At 72.7% G+C, this 17,825-nt stretch carries 16 protein-coding genes; 6 read left to right on the plus strand and 10 right to left on the minus strand.

The window, feature by feature from the left end:
- Positions 1-20: 20 nt before the first annotated feature.
- Entirely contained in the window at positions 21-863 is an 843-nt protein-coding gene (locus tag OHS17_RS30705; protein ID WP_330314800.1) for a hypothetical protein, read from the minus strand.
- Between the two features lie 46 nt (positions 864-909).
- Between OHS17_RS30705 and OHS17_RS30710 the strand changes: the two genes are divergently transcribed.
- Positions 910-1,248, plus strand: a complete 339-nt coding sequence (locus tag OHS17_RS30710; RefSeq protein WP_330314801.1) for a hypothetical protein — start codon at positions 910-912, stop codon at positions 1,246-1,248.
- A gap of 7 nt (positions 1,249-1,255) precedes the next feature.
- On the opposite strand, the gene OHS17_RS30715 is transcribed toward OHS17_RS30710, so the two are convergent.
- Positions 1,256-1,960, minus strand: coding sequence for a response regulator (locus OHS17_RS30715; protein ID WP_330314802.1), 705 nt, complete (start codon positions 1,958-1,960; stop codon positions 1,256-1,258).
- Positions 1,953-3,593, minus strand: coding sequence for a sensor histidine kinase (locus OHS17_RS30720; RefSeq protein ID WP_330314803.1), 1,641 nt, complete (start codon positions 3,591-3,593; stop codon positions 1,953-1,955). The genes OHS17_RS30715 and OHS17_RS30720 overlap by 8 nt, the downstream gene beginning before the upstream one ends.
- Positions 3,594-3,806: 213 nt before the next feature.
- Here OHS17_RS30720 and OHS17_RS30725 point away from each other — a divergent pair, with 213 nt between their 5' ends.
- Genes OHS17_RS30725 through OHS17_RS30735 form a run of 3 tightly spaced genes read left to right on the plus strand, consistent with a single transcriptional unit; the run spans position 3,807 to position 6,598 of the window.
- On the plus strand, positions 3,807-4,622 hold the full coding sequence (locus OHS17_RS30725) for an ABC transporter ATP-binding protein (RefSeq protein ID WP_330314804.1): 816 nt from the start codon (positions 3,807-3,809) through the stop codon (positions 4,620-4,622).
- A complete protein-coding gene (locus OHS17_RS30730) occupies positions 4,612-5,505 on the plus strand; it encodes an ABC transporter permease (RefSeq protein WP_330314805.1) in 894 nt (297 codons plus the stop codon). Before OHS17_RS30725 ends, OHS17_RS30730 begins: the two co-directional genes overlap by 11 nt.
- A gap of 37 nt (positions 5,506-5,542) precedes the next feature.
- Positions 5,543-6,598, plus strand: a complete 1,056-nt coding sequence (locus OHS17_RS30735) for an ABC transporter substrate-binding protein (RefSeq protein WP_330314806.1) — start codon at positions 5,543-5,545, stop codon at positions 6,596-6,598.
- Positions 6,599-6,606: 8 nt separating this feature from the next.
- Here OHS17_RS30735 and OHS17_RS30740 read toward each other — a convergent pair whose 3' ends face one another.
- The 7 genes from OHS17_RS30740 to OHS17_RS30770 form a co-directional block, all read right to left on the minus strand.
- Positions 6,607-7,050, minus strand: coding sequence for a hypothetical protein (locus OHS17_RS30740; RefSeq protein WP_330314807.1), 444 nt, complete (start codon positions 7,048-7,050; stop codon positions 6,607-6,609).
- Between the two features lie 70 nt (positions 7,051-7,120).
- Positions 7,121-7,807 (minus strand): ABC transporter permease, encoded by a 687-nt coding sequence (locus OHS17_RS30745; protein WP_330314808.1) that lies wholly within the window; start codon positions 7,805-7,807, stop codon positions 7,121-7,123.
- Positions 7,808-8,018: 211 nt separating this feature from the next.
- The gene (locus OHS17_RS30750; protein ID WP_330314809.1) at positions 8,019-9,083 is read right to left on the minus strand and encodes a 3-oxoacyl-ACP synthase III family protein; all 1,065 of its coding nucleotides are present in this window, start codon (positions 9,081-9,083) and stop codon (positions 8,019-8,021) included.
- A gap of 161 nt (positions 9,084-9,244) precedes the next feature.
- Positions 9,245-10,036 (minus strand): ABC transporter ATP-binding protein, encoded by a 792-nt coding sequence (locus tag OHS17_RS30755; RefSeq protein ID WP_330314810.1) that lies wholly within the window; start codon positions 10,034-10,036, stop codon positions 9,245-9,247.
- Positions 10,033-11,898, minus strand: a complete 1,866-nt coding sequence (locus OHS17_RS30760; protein ID WP_330314811.1) for a dipeptide/oligopeptide/nickel ABC transporter permease/ATP-binding protein — start codon at positions 11,896-11,898, stop codon at positions 10,033-10,035. Before OHS17_RS30760 ends, OHS17_RS30755 begins: the two co-directional genes overlap by 4 nt.
- Positions 11,899-11,900: 2 nt before the next feature.
- Positions 11,901-12,869 carry an ABC transporter permease gene (locus tag OHS17_RS30765; RefSeq protein WP_330314812.1) on the minus strand — a complete coding sequence of 323 codons (969 nt, stop codon included), beginning with the start codon at positions 12,867-12,869 and terminating at the stop codon, positions 11,901-11,903.
- A gap of 14 nt (positions 12,870-12,883) precedes the next feature.
- Entirely contained in the window at positions 12,884-14,467 is a 1,584-nt protein-coding gene (locus OHS17_RS30770; RefSeq protein WP_330314813.1) for an ABC transporter substrate-binding protein, read from the minus strand.
- A gap of 505 nt (positions 14,468-14,972) precedes the next feature.
- Between OHS17_RS30770 and OHS17_RS30775 the strand changes: the two genes are divergently transcribed.
- On the plus strand, positions 14,973-15,299 hold the full coding sequence (locus OHS17_RS30775) for a DUF5132 domain-containing protein (protein WP_330314814.1): 327 nt from the start codon (positions 14,973-14,975) through the stop codon (positions 15,297-15,299).
- A gap of 202 nt (positions 15,300-15,501) precedes the next feature.
- Complete coding sequence (locus OHS17_RS30780; RefSeq protein ID WP_330314815.1) at positions 15,502-17,775, plus strand: ABC transporter ATP-binding protein/permease; 2,274 nt, start codon at positions 15,502-15,504, stop codon at positions 17,773-17,775.
- Positions 17,776-17,825 lie beyond the last annotated feature (50 nt).

The following is a 17,825-nucleotide window of genomic DNA, read 5'->3' on the forward strand; positions in this document are numbered from 1 at the left end:
CACGGCGAGGAGGGCCCCGCTCAGTCGCGCCACCACGGTTCGCGCACGTACAGGCCCACCTCGCCGACGCACCCCGCGCCGTTCGAGATCTCCCGGGTGTCCAGATTCCACCCCACGACACCGTTGCCCTTGCGACTCAGTTCGATCAGGCGGTTGCTCCCGGTGTGCGTGCCTGCGGTGACCTCGCAGCGGACGATCCCGGTCCACGCCTGACCGTTCAGGGCCGCGGCGAAGGACAGCACCGGGAGCGCGAGGACGGTCAGGCCGAGGACCGCCCACTGCTCCAGGGCCGCCGCACGACGCAGCACCGGCGAGGGCCGGTAGCTGTCGTCCACGTGCGATCCGGATGCCGTACGCCGGCCGCCGGGGTGCTTGTGCGGGCGCCGTCGGCCGGTGCGGTACTCCACGACGACGCCCTTGCGCAGCGCGTACGCCACGAGCCCGGTGCCCAGCCCCCACCAGAGGCCGAAGAAACACGCGATCACCACCGCCATCGAGGCCGGGCTGACGACGGTCAGGGCCGCTCGCTGGAGCGCCTGGAGGAAGCCCCCTTTCACGGGGACCGCACCGCGCGCCGCGAACAGGGCGAAGACGACCCGGGAGACGACGACGGCCAGCACGGACGCGAGCAGCGCGTCGGTGAGCACCATGCCGATCAGGACGTCCGGCCAGTTGGCGGGCTCCATGCCCACGAACACATCACGGGCCGCGGCGCCGCCCCCGACGGTGTACGCGACCTTCGTCACCGGCACCGCGAACGCCACCGCCAGCAGCACCGTGTGCCCCGGGCCGCCCTTGCGGTCGGCCGACCGGGCGTCCTCCTCCGTGTCCCCCGGGGCGTCGGCGGAAGGGGCGAGGGCCATGAATGCTCCCGGCATCTGAAGGGCGGCGGCGACGGGTGGAAGCGCTGTGCTGCCCCGCAGCCTTCCCCGGCCTCCCCACCCCGGCCACCCTCGTTACGCCGCACGGGGCAACGCGTGCGCGCGTGTGGCCCTGGCCGGGTCCGCGCGCGGCCGCGTCGCCGGGTATCCGCTGCTGTCGGCCACGAGCGGGCCGGTGCCTCGACGCGTCGAGGCGCTGCTGCTGCCTGAGCCCGCACCGCCGCGCGGTGGCGTCCGGCGCATCGGCGTCGTCGCGCTCGCCGCGTCGGTGGTCGCGGCAGCCGTGACGGCGCTCGCCGTGGCATTCGGACTGCACGAGTACGTGGAATTCGCGGCGCGGCGGCTGATCTGCGGCGAGGCCGCCTGACGGCCGGTCAGTCCGCCTGCCGCGCCGGGGCCGTACGGGCGTACCGGTGCTCCGGCCGCCCGGCGTCCCCGTAGCGCAGGGAGAGCTGGAGCGAGCCCTTCTCCTGGAGGTGGCGCAGGTAGCGCTGGGCCGTCGAGCGACTGATGCCCGCGCGGGCCGCCACGTCCTGGGCCGACAGGGGGTGTTCGGCCCGGTCGACGACCTGCCGGATCAGGTCCGCGGTGGGCCTCGACCAGCCCTTCGCCGACGGTGTGGACGCGCTCGCCGGACCCCGTACCGTTCCGAAGATGCGGTCGATCTGCTGCTGGCCGGGACTCGGCACGGTGCCGGCGTCCCGCAGACTGCGCCGCAACTCGGTGTAGCTGTCCAGCCGGGAACGCAGGCCGTCCAGCGTGAACGGCTTGACGAGGTAGTGCAGCACGCCGTAGCGGAGCGCGGCCTCGACCACCTCGACGTCCTGTGCGGCGGTCACCATGATGACGTCGCTGCGCAGGCCCCGCTGCCGCATCAGGCGCACGAGGTCCAGACCGTTCCGGTCGGGCAGGTAGTGGTCGAGCAGGAGCAGGTCGACATGCCGGTTCTCCAGCATGTGCATGGCCTGAAGCGCGGTGTGGGCGGTGCCCACCACACGGAAGCCGGCCGTCTTGCCGACATAGGCGGCGTTGATCTCCGCGACATGGAAGTCGTCGTCGACCACCAGGACGTCAATCACGGTGCTCTCCTGCCAGGGCGGGCTGCGTGCGGGCTGCTGATCCGGTGACGATGGCGGGGAACGTGACGGTGAACACGGCACCGCCGCCGGCCCGGGCGGCGATGCGGGCGGTGCCGCCGTACCGCTCGGCGAGGCTGCGCACCATCGCCAGGCCGAGCCCCCGGCCGCGATGGTGCGGTGACTCCTTGGTACTCCACCCCTCTTCGAAGATCGTCTCGCGCAGCTCCACGGGCACCCCCGGACCGTTGTCGCTGACGCGCGTCACGACCGTGTCGGCCTCCACGAAGACCTCGACCTCCACCGAGGGCCGCGTGGTGCGACCGCCGACGACATCGAGTGCGTTGTCGATCAGATTGCCCAGCACCGTCACGATGTCCCGGGCCTCGACCAGCCGGCTGGGCAGCTGACTGCGGTCGGACAGGCGCAGGCTCACACCCCGCTCGGCGGCGATGGCCGCCTTTCCGACCAGGAGGGCCGAGACCATCGGGTTCCGGACGCGTTCCGCGAAACTGTCCGCCGACGCGCGACGGGCATGGGTGAGCCCGGCGACGTAATCCCGGGCCCGCTCGGGCATGTCCAGGTCGAGGTAGCCCAGGACGGTGTGCAACCGGTTGGCGTGCTCGTGGTCCTGGGCGCGCAGCGCGTCCAGCAGGCCCTTGATCGAGTCGAGCTCGCGGCCCAGCAGTTCGACCTCGGTGCGGTCCCGCAGGGTGACGACCGCGCCACCGTCGGGGGTGGGCATCCGGTTCGCGATGAGGACCCGGCTCTCCCGGACAGTCAGCAGGTCCCGTCCGGTGACCTGGCCGGTCAGGACGTCGCGGGAGCGCCCGGGCGGCAGCACCTCACCGAGCTGCCGGCCCTCGGCGTCCGTCTCCAGCGCGAGCAGACGGGAGGCCTCGTCGTTCACCAGCCGGACGCGTTCGTGCCGGTCGAGCGCGATGACCCCCTCCCGTACGGCGTGCAGCATCGCCTCCCGCTCCGACAGCAGCGCGGCGATGTCCGCGACGGACACCCCGTGCGTGCGTTTGCGCAGGACCCGGGCCACCAGGAACGCCGCGCCCGCGCCGACCGCGAGCGCCGCGCCCGCGTAACGCAGCAGTCCGGGCAGCGCCGCCATGAGGCGTTCCTGTACGCCGGAGTAGGCGATGCCGACCGAGACGGCCCCGATGACCTGGTCCGTGCCGTCGCGGAGCGGGACCTTCGCCCGCGCCGAGGTGCCGAGGGTGCCGCGGTCCACTTCCAGGATGACGTGACCGTGCAGGGGAGTGGACGGGTTCGTCGACACCGGGCGGCCCACCTCGCGCACGTCCGTGTGGGACCACCGGATCCCGCGCCGGTCCATCACCACGACATAGAGGGCGCCCGTCGCCTTCCGGGTGCGTTCGGCCTGCTGCTGCACGGGCCCGGCCGGATCGGGGGTGCTCGACAGGAGCCCCGTGGCGATCTCCGGATCGGCCGCCGTCGTCTGGGCGATGGCCAGGGCCTCGTGCTCGGCCTGGCTGTCGAGCTGGGTGCGGAGCGGCTGGAGGAACAGACCGGTGAGAAGCAGCAGCACGCCGGTGGTGATCAGCAACTGCGCGATCAGCACCTGGGCGAACACCTGCCTCGGCCAGCCGACGCGCAAGCGGGCCACCTGTGACACCTGCTTTCGGGAAACAGCCCGCGCGACCAGTCGTTTCGCCGGGGTGAGCGCACCGTAACCGTCGCCGTCGCGGCCGGGGAAGAGCCCGGACAACAGCGGGCCCGGATGCGGTCGGCACAATGAGCAGAATCGCCTTTACGGGAAATGGCAGCGGTTGCAGGCCAAAACTTCCCGGCCCGGCCGACGGTTCCTAACGTCCCCGGCATGACAAGCCCATCGAGCCCGGCCATCGAACTGCGCGGTGTCCACAAGGCGTTCCGCACCCCGTCCGGCACCCTCCACACCGCTGTCCACGATCTCGACCTCACCATTCAGCAAGGCGAGTTCGTCGCCGTCGTCGGCCCCACCGGCTGCGGCAAATCCACCACGCTCACCCTCGTCAGCGGGCTGGAGGAGCCGACCGAGGGCGAGGTGATGCTGTCGGGCACCCCGGTGCGCGGCATCGAGGACAGGGTCGGCTTCGTCTTCCAGCAGGACGCGACGTTTCCCTGGCGGACCGTGCTGTCCAACGTGATGGCGGGCCCCCGCTTCCGCGGAGTGCCGAAGGCCGAGGCCAGGGAGCGGGCCCGGGAGTGGCTGGCCCGCGTCGGGCTGAGCGCCTTCGAGGACCGCTATCCGCACCAGCTGTCGGGCGGTCAGCGCAAGCGCGTCGCGTTGGCCTCCACGTTCGTCAACGACCCGTCGATCCTGCTCATGGACGAGCCGTTCTCCGCGCTCGACGTCCAGACCCGTGCCTTGATGTCGGACGAGTTGATGGAGCTGTGGGCCGGCACCGGCTCCTCCGTCGTCTTCGTCACCCATGACCTGGAGGAGTCCATCGCGCTGGCCGACAAGGTCGTCGTCATGACGGCGGGCCCGGCCACGGTCAAGGAGGTCTTCACGATCGATCTGCCGCGCCCGCGCCGCGTCGAGTCGGTCCGCCTGGAACCGCGCTTCGTCGAGATCTACCGCGAGATCTGGTCCTCGCTGGGCGAGGAAGTCCGCATCACGCGCGAGAGGGGTGCCCAGAATGTCGCCTGACCTCACCACCGGACCGGCCTTGACGAAGACCGCCGCGACGCCACAACGGGACGGCGCCACACCCTCGGTCCGCACCGAGGAGCGTGCCCGTGCCGCGCGCCGTCGCCGGGGCATCGTCCTGCTGGCCCGCGCCGCCGTCCTGGTGTTCGTCCTCGGCGTCTGGGAGTGGTTCTCGCGGGCCGGGATCATCGATCCGTTCAACTTCTCGATGCCGTCGAGGATCTGGGACCAGATCCAGCAGTGGGCGCTGCACGGCACCCCGCAGGGCTCCCTGCTCGAACAGATCTGGTACACGCTCTACGAGGCGCTGCTCGGCTGGGTCGTCGGCGTCATCGCGGGCGTGGTCCTCGGCATCGCGCTCGGCCGCGTCCGGTTCCTGGCCGATGTGCTGGGCCCGTACATCAAGATCCTCAACGCGCTGCCGCGCATCGTCCTGGCCCCGATCTTCCTCATCTGGTTCGGCCTCGGCCCGGCGTCGAAGGTCGCCTCCGCCGTCGTCCTCGTCTTCTTCCCGGTCTTCTTCAACGCCTTCCAGGGCGCTCGGGAGGTCGACCGCCACCTCATCGACAACGCCCGCATCCTCGGCGCCCGCGACCGCCAGGTCACCTTCCAGGTCGTCATCCCCGCCGCCACCTCGTGGATCTTCACCAGCCTCCACGTCAGCTTCGGCTTCGCCCTGATCGGCGCCATCGTCGGCGAGTACATCGGCGCCACCAAGGGCATCGGCCTGCTCGTCTCCGCCTCGCAGGGCACCTTCAACTCCGCGGGCGTGTACGCCGCGATGGTCATCCTCGCCGTCGTCGCCCTGCTCGCCGAGGGCCTGCTCACCTTCCTCGAACGCAAGCTCTTCCGCTGGAAGCCCGCCGCTGATGAAGCCCGCTAGATCCGCTCACCGCACGTACCGCATTCAGGAGCCGCACATGTCCCGTCGCACCCCGGCCACCCTCACCACCGCCGCCGTGGCCCTGGCCGCGCTCGCCGCTCTCAGCGGCTGCGCCGACCAGGTCTCCTCCAACGCCGCCGACGGCGGATCCTCGGGAGGGAAGGGCCCCAAGGTCAAGATCATGGTGGGAGGCATCGACAAGGTCATCTACCTGCCCGCGATGCTGTCCCAGCGCCTCGGCTACTTCAAGGACGAGGGCGTCAACGTGGAGTTGCTGAGCGAGCCCGCCGGCATCGACGCCACCACGTCCCTGGTCGCCGGGAACGTCCAGGGCGTCGTCGGCTTCTACGACCACACCCTGGACCTCCAGACCAAGGGCAAGCAGGTCGAGTCCGTGGTCCAGCTCGCCCAGACCCCGGGCGAGGTCGAGATCGTGTCCAACAAGGCGGCGGGCGAGCTGAAGTCGCCGAAGGACTTCGCGGGCAAGAAGCTCGGCGTGACGGGCCTCGGCTCCTCCACCGACTTCCTCACCAAGTACCTCGGCGTCCACGACGGGGTGTCCACGGACAAGTTCAGCAATGTCGCGGTCGGCGCGGGGCAGACCTTCATCTCCGCACTGCAGCAGGGATCCATCGACGGCGGCATGACCACCGACCCGACCGTCGCGCACATCCTCGACAAGAAGCTCGGCAAGGTGCTCGTGGACATGCGCACCCCCGAGGGCTCCAAGCAGGCGCTCGGCGGCCTGTACCCGTCGTCGAGTCTCTACATGAACACCGACTGGGTGAACTCCCACCAGGACACCGTCCAGAAACTCGCCAACGCCTTCGTGCGCACGCTGAAGTGGATGTCCACCCACAGCGCGAAGGAGATCGCCGCGCGCATGCCCAGCGACTACGCGCAGGGCGGCGACGGCCTCTACGCCAAGGCGATCGAGAGCACCCTGCCCATGTTCACCGAGGACGGGATGATGCCGGCCGACGGACCCGCGACGGTGCAGCGGGTCCTCAAGTCCTTCAACCCGAACCTGAAGAACGCCACGATCGACCTGCAGAAGACGTACACGAGCGAGTTCACGCAGAAGGCCGGCTGACCGGGGCGTCAAGGGGCGTCGCGTCGCACGAGCCGGTACCCCGCGGCCGGCGAGGCACGCCCCGGCTTCCGCAGCCGGCGGGTCAGCGGTACGGAGCTTCCGGCCCCGCGTGGGCGTCCGTGTCGCGCGGCGTCCACGAGGGCCACCAGCACGGGCGAGGCCCGCCACAGCTGACGGAGTCCGGAGCCGCTGATCCCGGCGGTGTCCGCGGCCGAGGACCAGGAAGCGCCCCTGCTCATGGCCAGGATCACGACGCGGATCATCGCCGGAGTCCGTCGTCCGCCCGGTTCCGTGCCGTGGGCCGAGGCCAGGGCGGCGGCCGCCCGCACGGCCGAGGCGAACGCCGCGTCATGCGCGAGCCATTGGTCCAGGAGGGCTTCGGGTATCCCGGCCCACACCGCGGCCGCCCGTGGCCCGAGCCCCTGTGCCGTCGCCTGCAGGACGTCGCCCATACGTGCCAAGCGGTCGTCCCGTTCCGTGGGCAGTTCGCCCAGCGCCTCACGGAAGGGCTCGACGGCCTCGTCACGGGTTTCCAGCCAGGCCAGGGCACGTTCGGCCCCCGGCGCCGCCTCCTGGACCGCATCGGGCCCCGGGCAGGGTGACCAGGCCGACGGTGCGGGTCCGGTCCAGTCCCGGAACCAGCGCCTCGGAGGCGGCGGGGCGGGCGATCTCGATCCGGGCAGCGCGTTCGGTCAGGCCGAGCGCGAGACCGGCTTCGACCTCACCGTGTCGCTGCTCGAGGGCCCCCGTGCACGGGCGGCCCGCCAGGACGGTCGCGGTGAGGGCGCCGCCGACGAGGATGCCGGTCACCGGGACGAGGGCGATGCCGTGCGGCGGAAGCAGGCCGGTGGCCAGCAGGAGGCCGATGGCCGGCAGCACACCGGCCGCGATGGGCAGGGCGGCCCACCACCCGGTGTTGTCACGGGTGATCCGGCGTCCGGCGGTGCGCGCCGCGACGGCGTACGTCAGCAGCAGGAAGCCCAGGAGGGCCGCGCCGTGCCGGATCACCCAGCCGATCACGGCGGAGACGGCGGCCGGCTGAACCGCCGCGCGGACTCCGGCGGTCAGCACCTCGCGGACGCGGCTGAAGCTCTGATCGGGGGAGAGCCGGGCCCAGGCGGTGACCGCGGTGGCCGCGGCGAGGAGCACGGCCAGGACCCAGCCGAGCACGGCGTTGACCGGCAGCAGCGTGGCCGAGGCGGAGTTCACGGGCCATCACCGCGACCTGAGGGAGGCGGTGACCTCGTCGGACATGCGGGTGCCTCGATTCGCACGGGTGAGCCGGTGACGCGGGCACTGCTGCCCGGCCTCAGGGGAGTCCACGTAAATGTAGACGGGGAGGAAAGGCTGTCCTGCCTCCGTGGAACCGTCCCTCCGGCGCATCGTCCATGTGACGTAGATTGAATGACGTTCTCGCTGGTCAGGCGTGGCGCAGGCAGAGGCTCCCCCACTGAAAACCCGCGCCGATGGCGGACAGCACATAGACGTCCCCCGGACGCAGGGCGCCCTCGGTCACCGTGGTGTGCAGGGCGGTGAAGACGCCCGCCGAACCGGTGTTGCCCAGCCGGTCGATGGTGACGGCGGCGCGCTCACGGGGGACGTCGAGGGCGCTCAGGGTCTCGTCGAGGATGTTCAGGTTGGCCTGGTGCAGGAAGAAGTGCCGCACCTGATCGACCGGCACACCGGCCCGGTGCGCGGCGCTGCGGATGCTCTCGGGGAGCCGCGTCGTCGCGGTGTTCCACACCGCGCGCCCGTCCATCCGCAGGTAGTGCTCCCCGGCGGCGACGGTGTCGCGGCTCGCGGGCAGCCGGGAGCCCCCGGCCGGGATCTGGACGTCGTACGAGAGCCGGGAGCCCAGGTCGTACGAGAGCAGACCGGCCCCGGGCGTCTCGCTGCGGGTGAGGACGACGGCCGCCGCCGCGTCCCCGAAGAAGACGCGCGTCGTGCGGTCGGCGGGGTCGGTGATCCTGGACGCGCAGTCGGCCGCGAGGACCAGGATCGTGCTGATGGAGGGGTTCTGGAGGAGGTGCGCGGCGATCAGCACGGCCTGGATGCCCGAGGCGCAGGCGGCCTGGGTGACGTCCAGCGACAGCGCGCGGTGGGCGCCGAGGGCGTCCTTGACGATCAGCGCGGTCGACACGAGCGGCTGGTCGCCCGTGTAGCTGGCGACGACGACCGCGTCCAGCCCGGCAGCATCCACCCCGGCCGCCTCCAGCGCCGGACGCGCGGCGGCGACGCACATGTCGGAGGTCGCCAAGTCCGGTGCCAGGCAGCGGCGTTCGCGGATGCCGGTGCGGCTGGTGATCCACGCGTCGGTCGTGTCCAGGGTGCGGGTCAGGTCGTGGTTGGTGACGACCGCCGGCGGGAGGTGCATCCCGGTCCCGGCGACGGCGAACGGCACGGACAGCCCCGCACCGGTCTGGTGGGACAGGGGCTGGTCGACCGGCTGCTCGGACAGGGGCTGACCGGGCGAGAGAACTCCCATATTCGGTACCTTTCGAAAGCGGTTCGAGAAAGGCCCCGTCGCATTCCGAAGCCGCCGTATCGTCTCACGGAAAATCAGCGGGAATAGTGCGCGGTAATCCGTGAGCGTGAGGAATTGCGCGGCGGCTTGACTTCGAAATGGCGGAAATCAATCCCCGGCGGTCACGGCGCCTTTTCCCCCGCCGGGGCCGTACGCAGAGTCGGTACGGAGTCGAGCAGCGCCCGGGTGTACGGATGGGCCGGTGCCCGCAGGAGCGTCCCGGTCGGTGCCGTCTCCACGATCCGGCCGTGCCGCATGACCGCCACCGCGTCGGAGACATGGCAGACCGCCGGCAGATTGTGGCCGATGAACAGCATGGACAGACCGAGCTCCCGCTGAAGCCGGCGGACCGTGTTCAGGACGGACGCCTGCACCGAGACGTCCAGGGCCGAGGTGATCTCGTCGGCGATCAGCAGACCAGGCCCGACGGCCAGGGCCCGGGCCAGCGCGACCCGCTGACGCTGCCCCCCGGACAACTGCCGGGGCAGGCGGTCGGCGAGCCGGGCGTCCAGGCCGACCAGGTCCAGCAGCTCGGCGACGCGCTCGGCGCGTGCGGCCCGGTCCAGCCGCCGGAACACCGTGGCCGCCTCGGCCAGCGCCTGATGGACGGTCATACGGGGGTCGAGCGCGGTGTCCGGGTCCTGGAGGACCACCTGCACCCGGCGGCCCAGCCGACGCCGGTCCCGGAGCGTACGGGTGCGGACTTCCTCGCCGTCGACCAGGATCCGGCCGGCCCGCACCGGCACCAGGCCCACGATCGCGCCCGCCAGCGTGGACTTCCCGGAGCCCGACTCCCCGACCAGCCCCAGCGTCGTGCCCGGCGCGATCTCCAGCGAGACCCCTTCCACGGCGGCGAAGGAACCGCGGGGGCCGGTGCGCCGGACGGTGAGGCCGTCCACCCGGAGGGCCGTCATGACGCGGTCACCTTCTCCGGGGCCGCCGTCACCGGCAGCGGGTACCAGCAGGCGACCCGGTGGCCGGAGCCCAGGTCGTCCAGCGGGGGAGCCTCCTCGGCGCAGCGGTCCCGGCGGCTCGGGCACCGGGCCTCGAACGCACAGCCGGGGGAGGGCGCGAGAGGATCGGGCGGCGCGCCCTCGACCGTCGGCAGCGGGCGGTCGCGGTCGGCGGTGAGGTCCGGGACCGACGCGACGAGCGCCCGGGTGTAGGGGTGCCGGGCGCCCGCCGCGAGCCGGCCGACGGGCAGGGCTTCCACCAGCGTGCCCGCGTACATGACCAGCACCCGCTCGCAGAACTCGGCGACCAGCGCGACATCGTGACTGATGAACAGGATCGCGGCGGAGGTGTCCCGCCGGATGCCCACCAGCAGCCGGGTGATCTGCCGCTGCACAGTCACGTCGAGCGCGGTCGTCGGCTCGTCCGCGATGATCAGCCCCGGCCGCACCATCAGCCCGGCGGCGATCATCACCCGCTGGCGCTGGCCGCCGGAGAGCTCGTACGGGCGTGAGCGCAGCAACGACGGGGACAGGCCGACGCGGTGCAGCGCCTCGGCGGCCTGCGCGGTGGCCTCGGCCCGGCTCGCCCCGCGATGGGCCCGGACCGCCTCGGTGAGCTGGGTGCCGATCCGCAGGGACGGGTTGAGCGCCGACGCCGGGTTCTGGAAGATCACCGACAGTCCCGTCGCGAGGTGCCGGTCCCGCTCCTTGCGCGTCAGCGCGCCGAGGTCGGCCCCGAGCAGCCGCAGCGTACGCCGGGAGACCCGGGCGCCGTACGGGAGCAGGTCGGCGATGGCGAGCGCCGTCAGCGACTTGCCCGAGCCCGACTCGCCGACGAGCCCCACGATCTCGCCCCGCCCGAGCGACAGGCTCACCCCGCGCACCGGGCGCACCGGCCCGGCCGGGGTCGGCAGTTCGACGGTGAGGCCGTCGACCTGGAGGACCTGCCCCTCCTCGGCGGGGCCGCTCGACGCGGACCGCTGCGCCGGGATGCGCGCCACCGGGCCGCGCCGGGCGGCGCCCCCGGCCAGCACCTCGCCCAGCAGCTGGAACGTCAGCGCCGCGTACAGCAGCGCCAGGCCCGGGGCGAGCGCGGGCAGCGGCTCGGCGTAGATCCGGTCGAGCCCCTGGCTGAGCAGTTGCCCCCAGTCGTAGCCCGGTGGCTGGACGCCGAGCCCGAGGAAGCTCAGTCCGGAGAGCGCGACCAGGGCGGTGCCCGCCGCCGTGGTGACGCTCAGGAGCAGCGGCTCGGCGATGTTCGGCAGGACGTGGCGCCCCAGCAGCCGGAGGCGGCCGAGACCGAGGGCCCGCGCGGCGGCCAGGTGGTCGGTGCCCGCCACGCCTGCCGCGAGGGTCTGGGCCAGCCGCGCGAACCCGGGCACACTCGCGGCGGCCAGGGCCAGCACGGCCCCGGTGGTGCCCGCGCCGAACACCACCGCGAGGAACATCGCGATCAGCAGCGCCGGGAACGCGAGCAGCAGGCTGATCAGCCCGGCGGCCAGCCGTCGGGCGCGCCGGCCGACGACGGCGGTGCAGGCCCCGATGAGCACGCCCGCGGTCGCACCGAGCAGGACCGACGCGAGAGCGAGCAGCAGCGAGGGCCGGGCCGCCGTCAGGATGCGGGCCAGCAGGTCCCGGCCGAGTCCGTCCGTGCCGACCGGGTGCGCCGCCGAGGGCCCCTGGAGCACGGCCGAGGGGTCCGGGCGGTCGGCCGCCGCGCCCCAGAACAGCGGGCCGGCCACGGCGAGTACGACGAGTGACGCCAGCATGACCCCGGTGACCCAGGCCATGGGGGAGCGCCGGAGTCCGGCGGGAAGGCTCATGATCACATCTCCCGGATCGCCGAGCGGGGGTCGAGCAGGGCGAGCAGCACATCGACCAGGAGACCGGCGATCAGCACGGTGGTGCCGAGCACCAGCACCATGGCCTGGACCACCGGATAGTCCTGCGTGACCACGGACTGGGCCATCGCGGACCCGATGCCCGGCCAGGCGAACACCTTCTCGACCAGGACCGTGCCCGCGATCAGGGCGGGCAGCAGGCTGCCCGCGACGGTGAGCGCGGCGGACGCCATGTTCGGTGCGGCATGCCGCAGATGGCGGCGTGCGGCGGACAGCCGCTTGCTCCGGGCGGTACGCAGATAGTCCTCGTTCAGCACCTTCAGCGCCTCCACCCTGACGATGCGCAGGAGCACGGCGGTGGGGGTGAGGGCGAGCGCGAGGACGGGGAGGACGAGGGAGGCGACGCCCGCCGCACCGGCCACCGGGAACAGCTGGAGGCCGACGGCGAGCAGGGCGGTGAGCCCGGCGGCCAGCACGAAGTCCGGCACCCCGGTCAACCCGGCGGTGACCGTGGTGAACGCCAGCTCGGTGCGCGGGCGGCGGCCGTCGCGGGTGCGGACGGCGGCGAGCAGCCCGCCGGGCAGGGCGACGGCGAGCGCGGTGAGGAAGGCGAGGCCGGCGATCTCCAGGGTGGCCGGCAGCCGGGTGCGGACCAGCTCCGCGACCGGCGCCCCGGTGATCAGCGAGGTCCCGAGGTCGCCGTGCAGGAGGCCGCCGAGGTACTGCAGGTACTGGGCCAGGAACGGCATGTCGAGCCCGAGCGCGTGCCGCCGGGCGGCGACGAGGTCGGGGGCGGCGTCCACACCGAGCGCGGCCCGCACCGGGTCGCCGGGGATGAGGCGGATCATCGCGAACGACGCGGTGAGGACGATGCCGAGCGAGACGAGGAGCCGGAGGCCGCGGCGGCCCAGGAACACCGTCCAAGGATGCCGCAGCAGAGCGGGAACGGTCATGGTGGGTCCCGGGATCACTGGTGGAGGCGGATGCTCGTGGGGACGAGCTGACCGCCGAACGTGGTGGTGAAGGTGGTGCGGTGGCCGTACACGCCGCTGCGGCCCTCGGCGATCGGCAGCGCGTCGGCCGAGCGGAAGAGCGCGGCGCCGGCCCTGTTCCAGGTGGCGCATCCCGTCGTGTCCGGCTCCCGGAGGGCCTGGGCGACCAGGGCGTCGTACTCCGGATTGGCCACCCCGGCGAAGTTCAGGCCCCCGGCGGGGGCGGGACCGGAGAAGAAGGGAATGAAGCCCGCTGGGAGGGCGAAGCCCGGCGTACTGCCGACCACCACGTCGAAGTCGGCCGTCGTGTACATCGCGTTGACCAGGGCCGGCAGGCTCTCGGTGACCAGCTCGACCTTCACGCCGAGCGCCGTCCACTGCCGGGCCATCAGCTCCGCGACCGATGCCAGGGTCGGGCCGAGATCGGGGCTGGTGAGCAGACGGAGCCGGAGCGCCCGGCCGCTCTTGGTGAGCGGACCGCCGGGTGAGCGGGTCCAGCCCGCGTCCCGCAGGCCCTCGGCGGCGTCCCGCACGGGGAGGTTGGCGTCGGCGAGGTCTCCGTGGCAGACGGACCCCTCGGCGCCGAAGTCCCGGGCGGGGGTGCCGGTGCCGCCCACGGCGACGTTGGCGAGGCCCCGGCGGTCGAGGGCGGAGACCAGGGCCCGGCGCACCGCCCGGTCGGCGAGGACCCGGCCGGGCCGCTGGTTGAAGAAGGTCATCCCGATGACGGTGGCGACCTCCGTGGTGGCCAGCCCGTGGCCGGTGAGCCGGGCGCGGTCGGGTCCGCTCACCGACGCGATGTCGACGCCCCCGGTCAGCAGGAGGTTCGCCGCCGTGGACGTCTGGGGCACCACCGAGAGCTCGATGCGCTCGGGGAGGCCACGCTCGCCGGTCGTCGCACCGTCGGGCCCCCAGGTGTAGCCCTCCCGGACGGTGAACTCGTACGGCCCGCCGGGGGAGTAGCGGGTCAGCACATAGGGGCCGGTGCCCTGCGTGGCGCGGGCGAGCGAGCCGGGCCGGTCCAGCCCGGCCGGGCAGACGACCGGCAGCAGCCCGACGGTGCGGATCAGGAAGGGGTACGGGGCGGCGGCGGACACCGAGACCGTGCGCCTCCGGTCGTCGGCGCGGGCGGTGAGCGGGACGTTCGGCAGGACCGTACGGGCTCCGGCGAGCTGGTTGTCCGGGTCGGCCGCGTAGGTCAGCGACCGGGCGACCGCCGAGGCGGTGAGGGGAGTGCCGTCGGAGCAGGTGACGCCCGCGCGGAGCGTGAACACCGCCTCGGTCGCCGTGGCCCGCCAGTCCGTGGCGAGGCCGGTGACCAGGCCGCCGTTGGGGGCGGGGTTCACCAGGGAGTCGTAGGCGTAACGGGCCTGGGAGGCGCCGAAGGTGGAGTACGGGTCGAAGCTCGGCGTCTCGCCGGCCTCGGCGATCCGGACGGTGCCGCGGTCCACCAGGGGGGTGGTCGTCGAGGAACGGGCGACGCCGCCGCAGCCGCTCAGCGCGAGGGCCGAGGCGGTGAGCGCGGCCGTCAGGGCGGCCGGCGGGGTGCGTCGGAGCATGGCGTCATGGTGCCACCGGGGCGCGGGCTCGATGATCCAACTTCCTTACGCGGAAAGCCTGTTCGAGTGCCCGTAGTCCCCTGGCCGCCGGGCCTGGCGCGGCCGGGGGCGACCGGGGCGGCCGATCTTGATTCACCCGTACGAGGCGGGGCGGCGTCGCGCCGGGCACAGGGCAGCGGCATGTTTCGGAAAAGGTAGTCGGATAATCACTCTGCAGTGTTCCGGGGGTGCGCTTAATTCCGGACACGAGAAATGGCCAAGGACACTCACACGAGTGAAACCGGGGGAATCCATTTGGCCCAGGTGGGTGTCGTTGAACTACCGTGATCAAGGGATCGGACGGCGTGATCACGCGTCCGGAAATTCGATTTCCCGGCTCGGTACCGGATTTTCCGGGCCCGTACCGGATTTCGAAAGGGAATATATTTCCGCCCGGCCGTGCGCCGCTCCCATTTCTCGTGCCCGGGTTCCCTGTCATACGTATGCGTGGAGAGGATGGAGCGTCATGCCGCCTGTAGTACCGCCGTTTCTCGTCGGACTCATCGTCGCGCCGCTGGCCAAGCGCCTGCTGAAGCCACTGGTGGGTGGAGTCGTCAAAGCGTCCGTCGGAATCGCGATGGAGGTGAAGAAGGCGGCCCACGAGGCCGGGGAGAACATCCATGACCTCGCGGCCGAGGTCGCCGCCGACGTGGTCGCCGCCCAGATGGCCGCCGCCGACACCGAGGGCCACTCCGTGCCCGGTCAGCACACGAGCGGGGCCGGTGCCAAGGGGGACCGGAGGGCCCCGAAGATCCGCGCGACCGCCGAGAGCGCTGCCGGAAAGACGCACTGACGGCCTGTGTGACTCGCGGCCGCCACCGGGCGCGCCCGCCGACCGATTACGGCGGAACGCGCCAGGGTGGCGGCCGTTCGCGGGCCGGTCCGCCCGCGCACCCCCTCCGGCCCCGCCCCGTATCTCAATTCCCGATCCGTCGCCCCGATCCGTCGACTCCGTCACGGCCTTCCGCGACCTCCGCAAACAGGTGAACGTACACATGCCATCGCTACTGGGAGCCGCATCCGGATTCCGCTCCGTGGAACCGGCCGCGAGCCCTCGCTCGGTCACACCGGGCCGCCAGCGCTGGGACGTCGGGCTCGTCGTCGGACGCCCCCGGACGGCCGAGATCCTCGCCGCCGCGCTGCGCCACATCCCCGGGATCACCGAGGCCCAGGCCAGCCCGGTCACCGGCGGGGTGCTCGTCCGGCACGATGGGCGGCTGCGCGCCGCGGACGTCGGCCGGATCATCGGCCGCACCGTCGCCCGGCTCTCCCGGGAAGCGACCGGCACGGGGCGCGCGGCAACGGACCCGTCCGCGGAGTCACCCAAGGCGGACCCGGGCCTCGTCGTACGGCCGGTGCTCGCCGTCGGCGGCGGAGTCGCGGCCGGTGCGGCGCTGGTCAAGGGGTCGACCCTGACACGGCAGTTGGTGGCCGTCGGCGGAGTGGCCGCCGCGACCGCGGTCGTCCTGCGGAAGGCATGGAGCAAGACGGCCGAAGCGGCCGGGCCCGAGGGCCACCCGCTGCTGGAGATCGTCGGACCGCACCGCCCCCGCCTCTACCGCGCCGCCGCCCTGTCCGTCGCCTGCCAGGCCGCCGAGATGGCGCTCGGCACCTTCCTCGGATGGACCGGCCTGGTCCTCATCAAGGGCGAGGCGGCCCCGCTCGCCGGCCTCGGCCTGACCACGGCGTCCGCCCAACTCCTGGGACTAGCAGGCCTGGTGGGCGCGGCCTGCGCCGCCGTCGCCGGACTCTCGTACGCCTCGAACGTCCAATGGCGACGGCTCGGCCAGGACATCGAGCACGACTGGCGGGGCCGCGCCTACCGGCACGTCCAGCACCTCGAACTGGGCCAGTTGGAGGGCGAGCGGACCAGCAGGGTCGCCGGCACCCTCACCAACGACGTCGGCCAGCTCGGCGCCTTCTTCGCCGGTCCGGCCAACGACATCCTGCAACTCGGCACCAGCCTGGCCCTTCTCGTGCCGGCGTTCCTCCTGCTGGCCCCCCAGATCGCCTGGATCGCCTTCCTCCCGATCCCGGTCATCGCCTGGCTGTCGCTGCGCCACCAGGAGAAGGCCGCCACGGACTACGCCGCAACCGGTGAACACCGCGCCAGGCTCGGCAGCCAGGTGATCAACTCGCTCGAAGCCGGGGCGACCGTCAAGAGCTTCTGCACCGAGGCGTACGAGGCCGAGCGCGTCGACCGGTTGAGCGACGCGGTCCAGGAGAGCAGCCACCGCACCGACCGCAGCACCCTCCGCCACGGCGAGACCGTCCGGGCCTGCACCACCGCGTCGATGGCCGGCACCCTGCTCGTCGGCGGCCGCGCGGTCCTCGACGGCACCCTCCGCTTCGAGGTCTTCAGCCCCCTGATCGGCCTCCCGCAGATGCTGCTCATGCGGATGAGCCGGCTCGGCGGAATCGCCGACCAGTACCAGCGCACCCTCGCCTCCTACGACCGGGTCCAGCGCCTGCGCGAACTGCCCGTCGAGGCCGACAGCGGGGAAGGGACGCTCGAACTCCCCTCCGTGCGTGGCGAGATCGTCCTCGACGAGGTCACCTTCGGCTACCCCGGCCGCCCGGCGACCCTGGACAACCTCTCCCTGACCATCCCGGCCGGACGGGTCACCGCCCTGGTCGGCGCCACCGGCTCCGGCAAGACGACGATCGCCAAACTCCTCATGCGCTTCCAGGACGCGGAGTCCGGCCGCGTCCTGCTCGACGGCCGGGACGTCCGGGACCTGCGCCGCCACGAGTTGCGCCACGCCATCGGCTTCGTCGCCCAGGACCCGTTCCTCTTCGACGGCAGCATCGCCGACAACATCCGCTACGGCAGCTTCGGCGCCTCCGACGAGGCCGTCGTCCGGGCCGCCGCCATGGCCGAGGCGCACACCTTCATCACGACCCTGCCGAACGGCTACGACACCCTCATCGGTGAACGCGGCGCCGCGCTCTCCGGCGGCCAGCGGCAGCGCATCGCCCTGGCCCGCGCGATCCTCAAGGACTCGCCCGTCGTCATCCTGGACGAGGCCACCTCCGCCGTGGACAACGAGACGGAGGCCGCCATCCAGCGCACGCTGCACAGCTTCGCGGTCGACCGCACCATGGTCGTCATCGCCCACCGCCTCTCCACGGTCCGCCACGCCGACCGCATCTTCGTCCTGGACAAGGGCGGCATCGTCGCCGAGCAGGGCACCCACGACGAACTCCTCGCCCAGCACGGGCTCTACGCGTCCCTCTGGCAGCTGCAGGCCGGCGAACTCGCCGCCTGACCGCAGGAATCCGCCCCACCGCCCGGCCGCGTGACGCCACCGCGGGCCGG

Source organism: Streptomyces sp. NBC_00523 (genome assembly GCF_036346615.1).
In the GTDB taxonomy this organism is placed as follows: domain Bacteria; phylum Actinomycetota; class Actinomycetes; order Streptomycetales; family Streptomycetaceae; genus Streptomyces.

Excerpts from the sequence above, each read along its gene's own strand:
- OHS17_RS30705 (WP_330314800.1), bottom strand. The coding sequence starts at position 863 with ATGGCCCTCGCCCCTTCCGCCGACGCCCCGGGGGACACGGAGGAGGAC.
- OHS17_RS30725 (WP_330314804.1), top strand. The coding sequence starts at position 3,807 with ATGACAAGCCCATCGAGCCCGGCCATCGAACTGCGCGGTGTCCACAAG.
- OHS17_RS30730 (WP_330314805.1), top strand. The coding sequence starts at position 4,612 with ATGTCGCCTGACCTCACCACCGGACCGGCCTTGACGAAGACCGCCGCG.
- OHS17_RS30735 (WP_330314806.1), top strand. The coding sequence starts at position 5,543 with ATGTCCCGTCGCACCCCGGCCACCCTCACCACCGCCGCCGTGGCCCTG.
- OHS17_RS30740 (WP_330314807.1), bottom strand. The coding sequence starts at position 7,050 with ATGGGCGACGTCCTGCAGGCGACGGCACAGGGGCTCGGGCCACGGGCG.
- OHS17_RS30750 (WP_330314809.1), bottom strand. The coding sequence starts at position 9,083 with ATGGGAGTTCTCTCGCCCGGTCAGCCCCTGTCCGAGCAGCCGGTCGAC.
- OHS17_RS30755 (WP_330314810.1), bottom strand. The coding sequence starts at position 10,036 with ATGACGGCCCTCCGGGTGGACGGCCTCACCGTCCGGCGCACCGGCCCC.
- OHS17_RS30760 (WP_330314811.1), bottom strand. The coding sequence starts at position 11,898 with ATGAGCCTTCCCGCCGGACTCCGGCGCTCCCCCATGGCCTGGGTCACC.
- OHS17_RS30765 (WP_330314812.1), bottom strand. The coding sequence starts at position 12,869 with ATGACCGTTCCCGCTCTGCTGCGGCATCCTTGGACGGTGTTCCTGGGC.
- OHS17_RS30770 (WP_330314813.1), bottom strand. The coding sequence starts at position 14,467 with ATGCTCCGACGCACCCCGCCGGCCGCCCTGACGGCCGCGCTCACCGCC.
- OHS17_RS30775 (WP_330314814.1), top strand. The coding sequence starts at position 14,973 with ATGCCGCCTGTAGTACCGCCGTTTCTCGTCGGACTCATCGTCGCGCCG.
- OHS17_RS30780 (WP_330314815.1), top strand. The coding sequence starts at position 15,502 with ATGCCATCGCTACTGGGAGCCGCATCCGGATTCCGCTCCGTGGAACCG.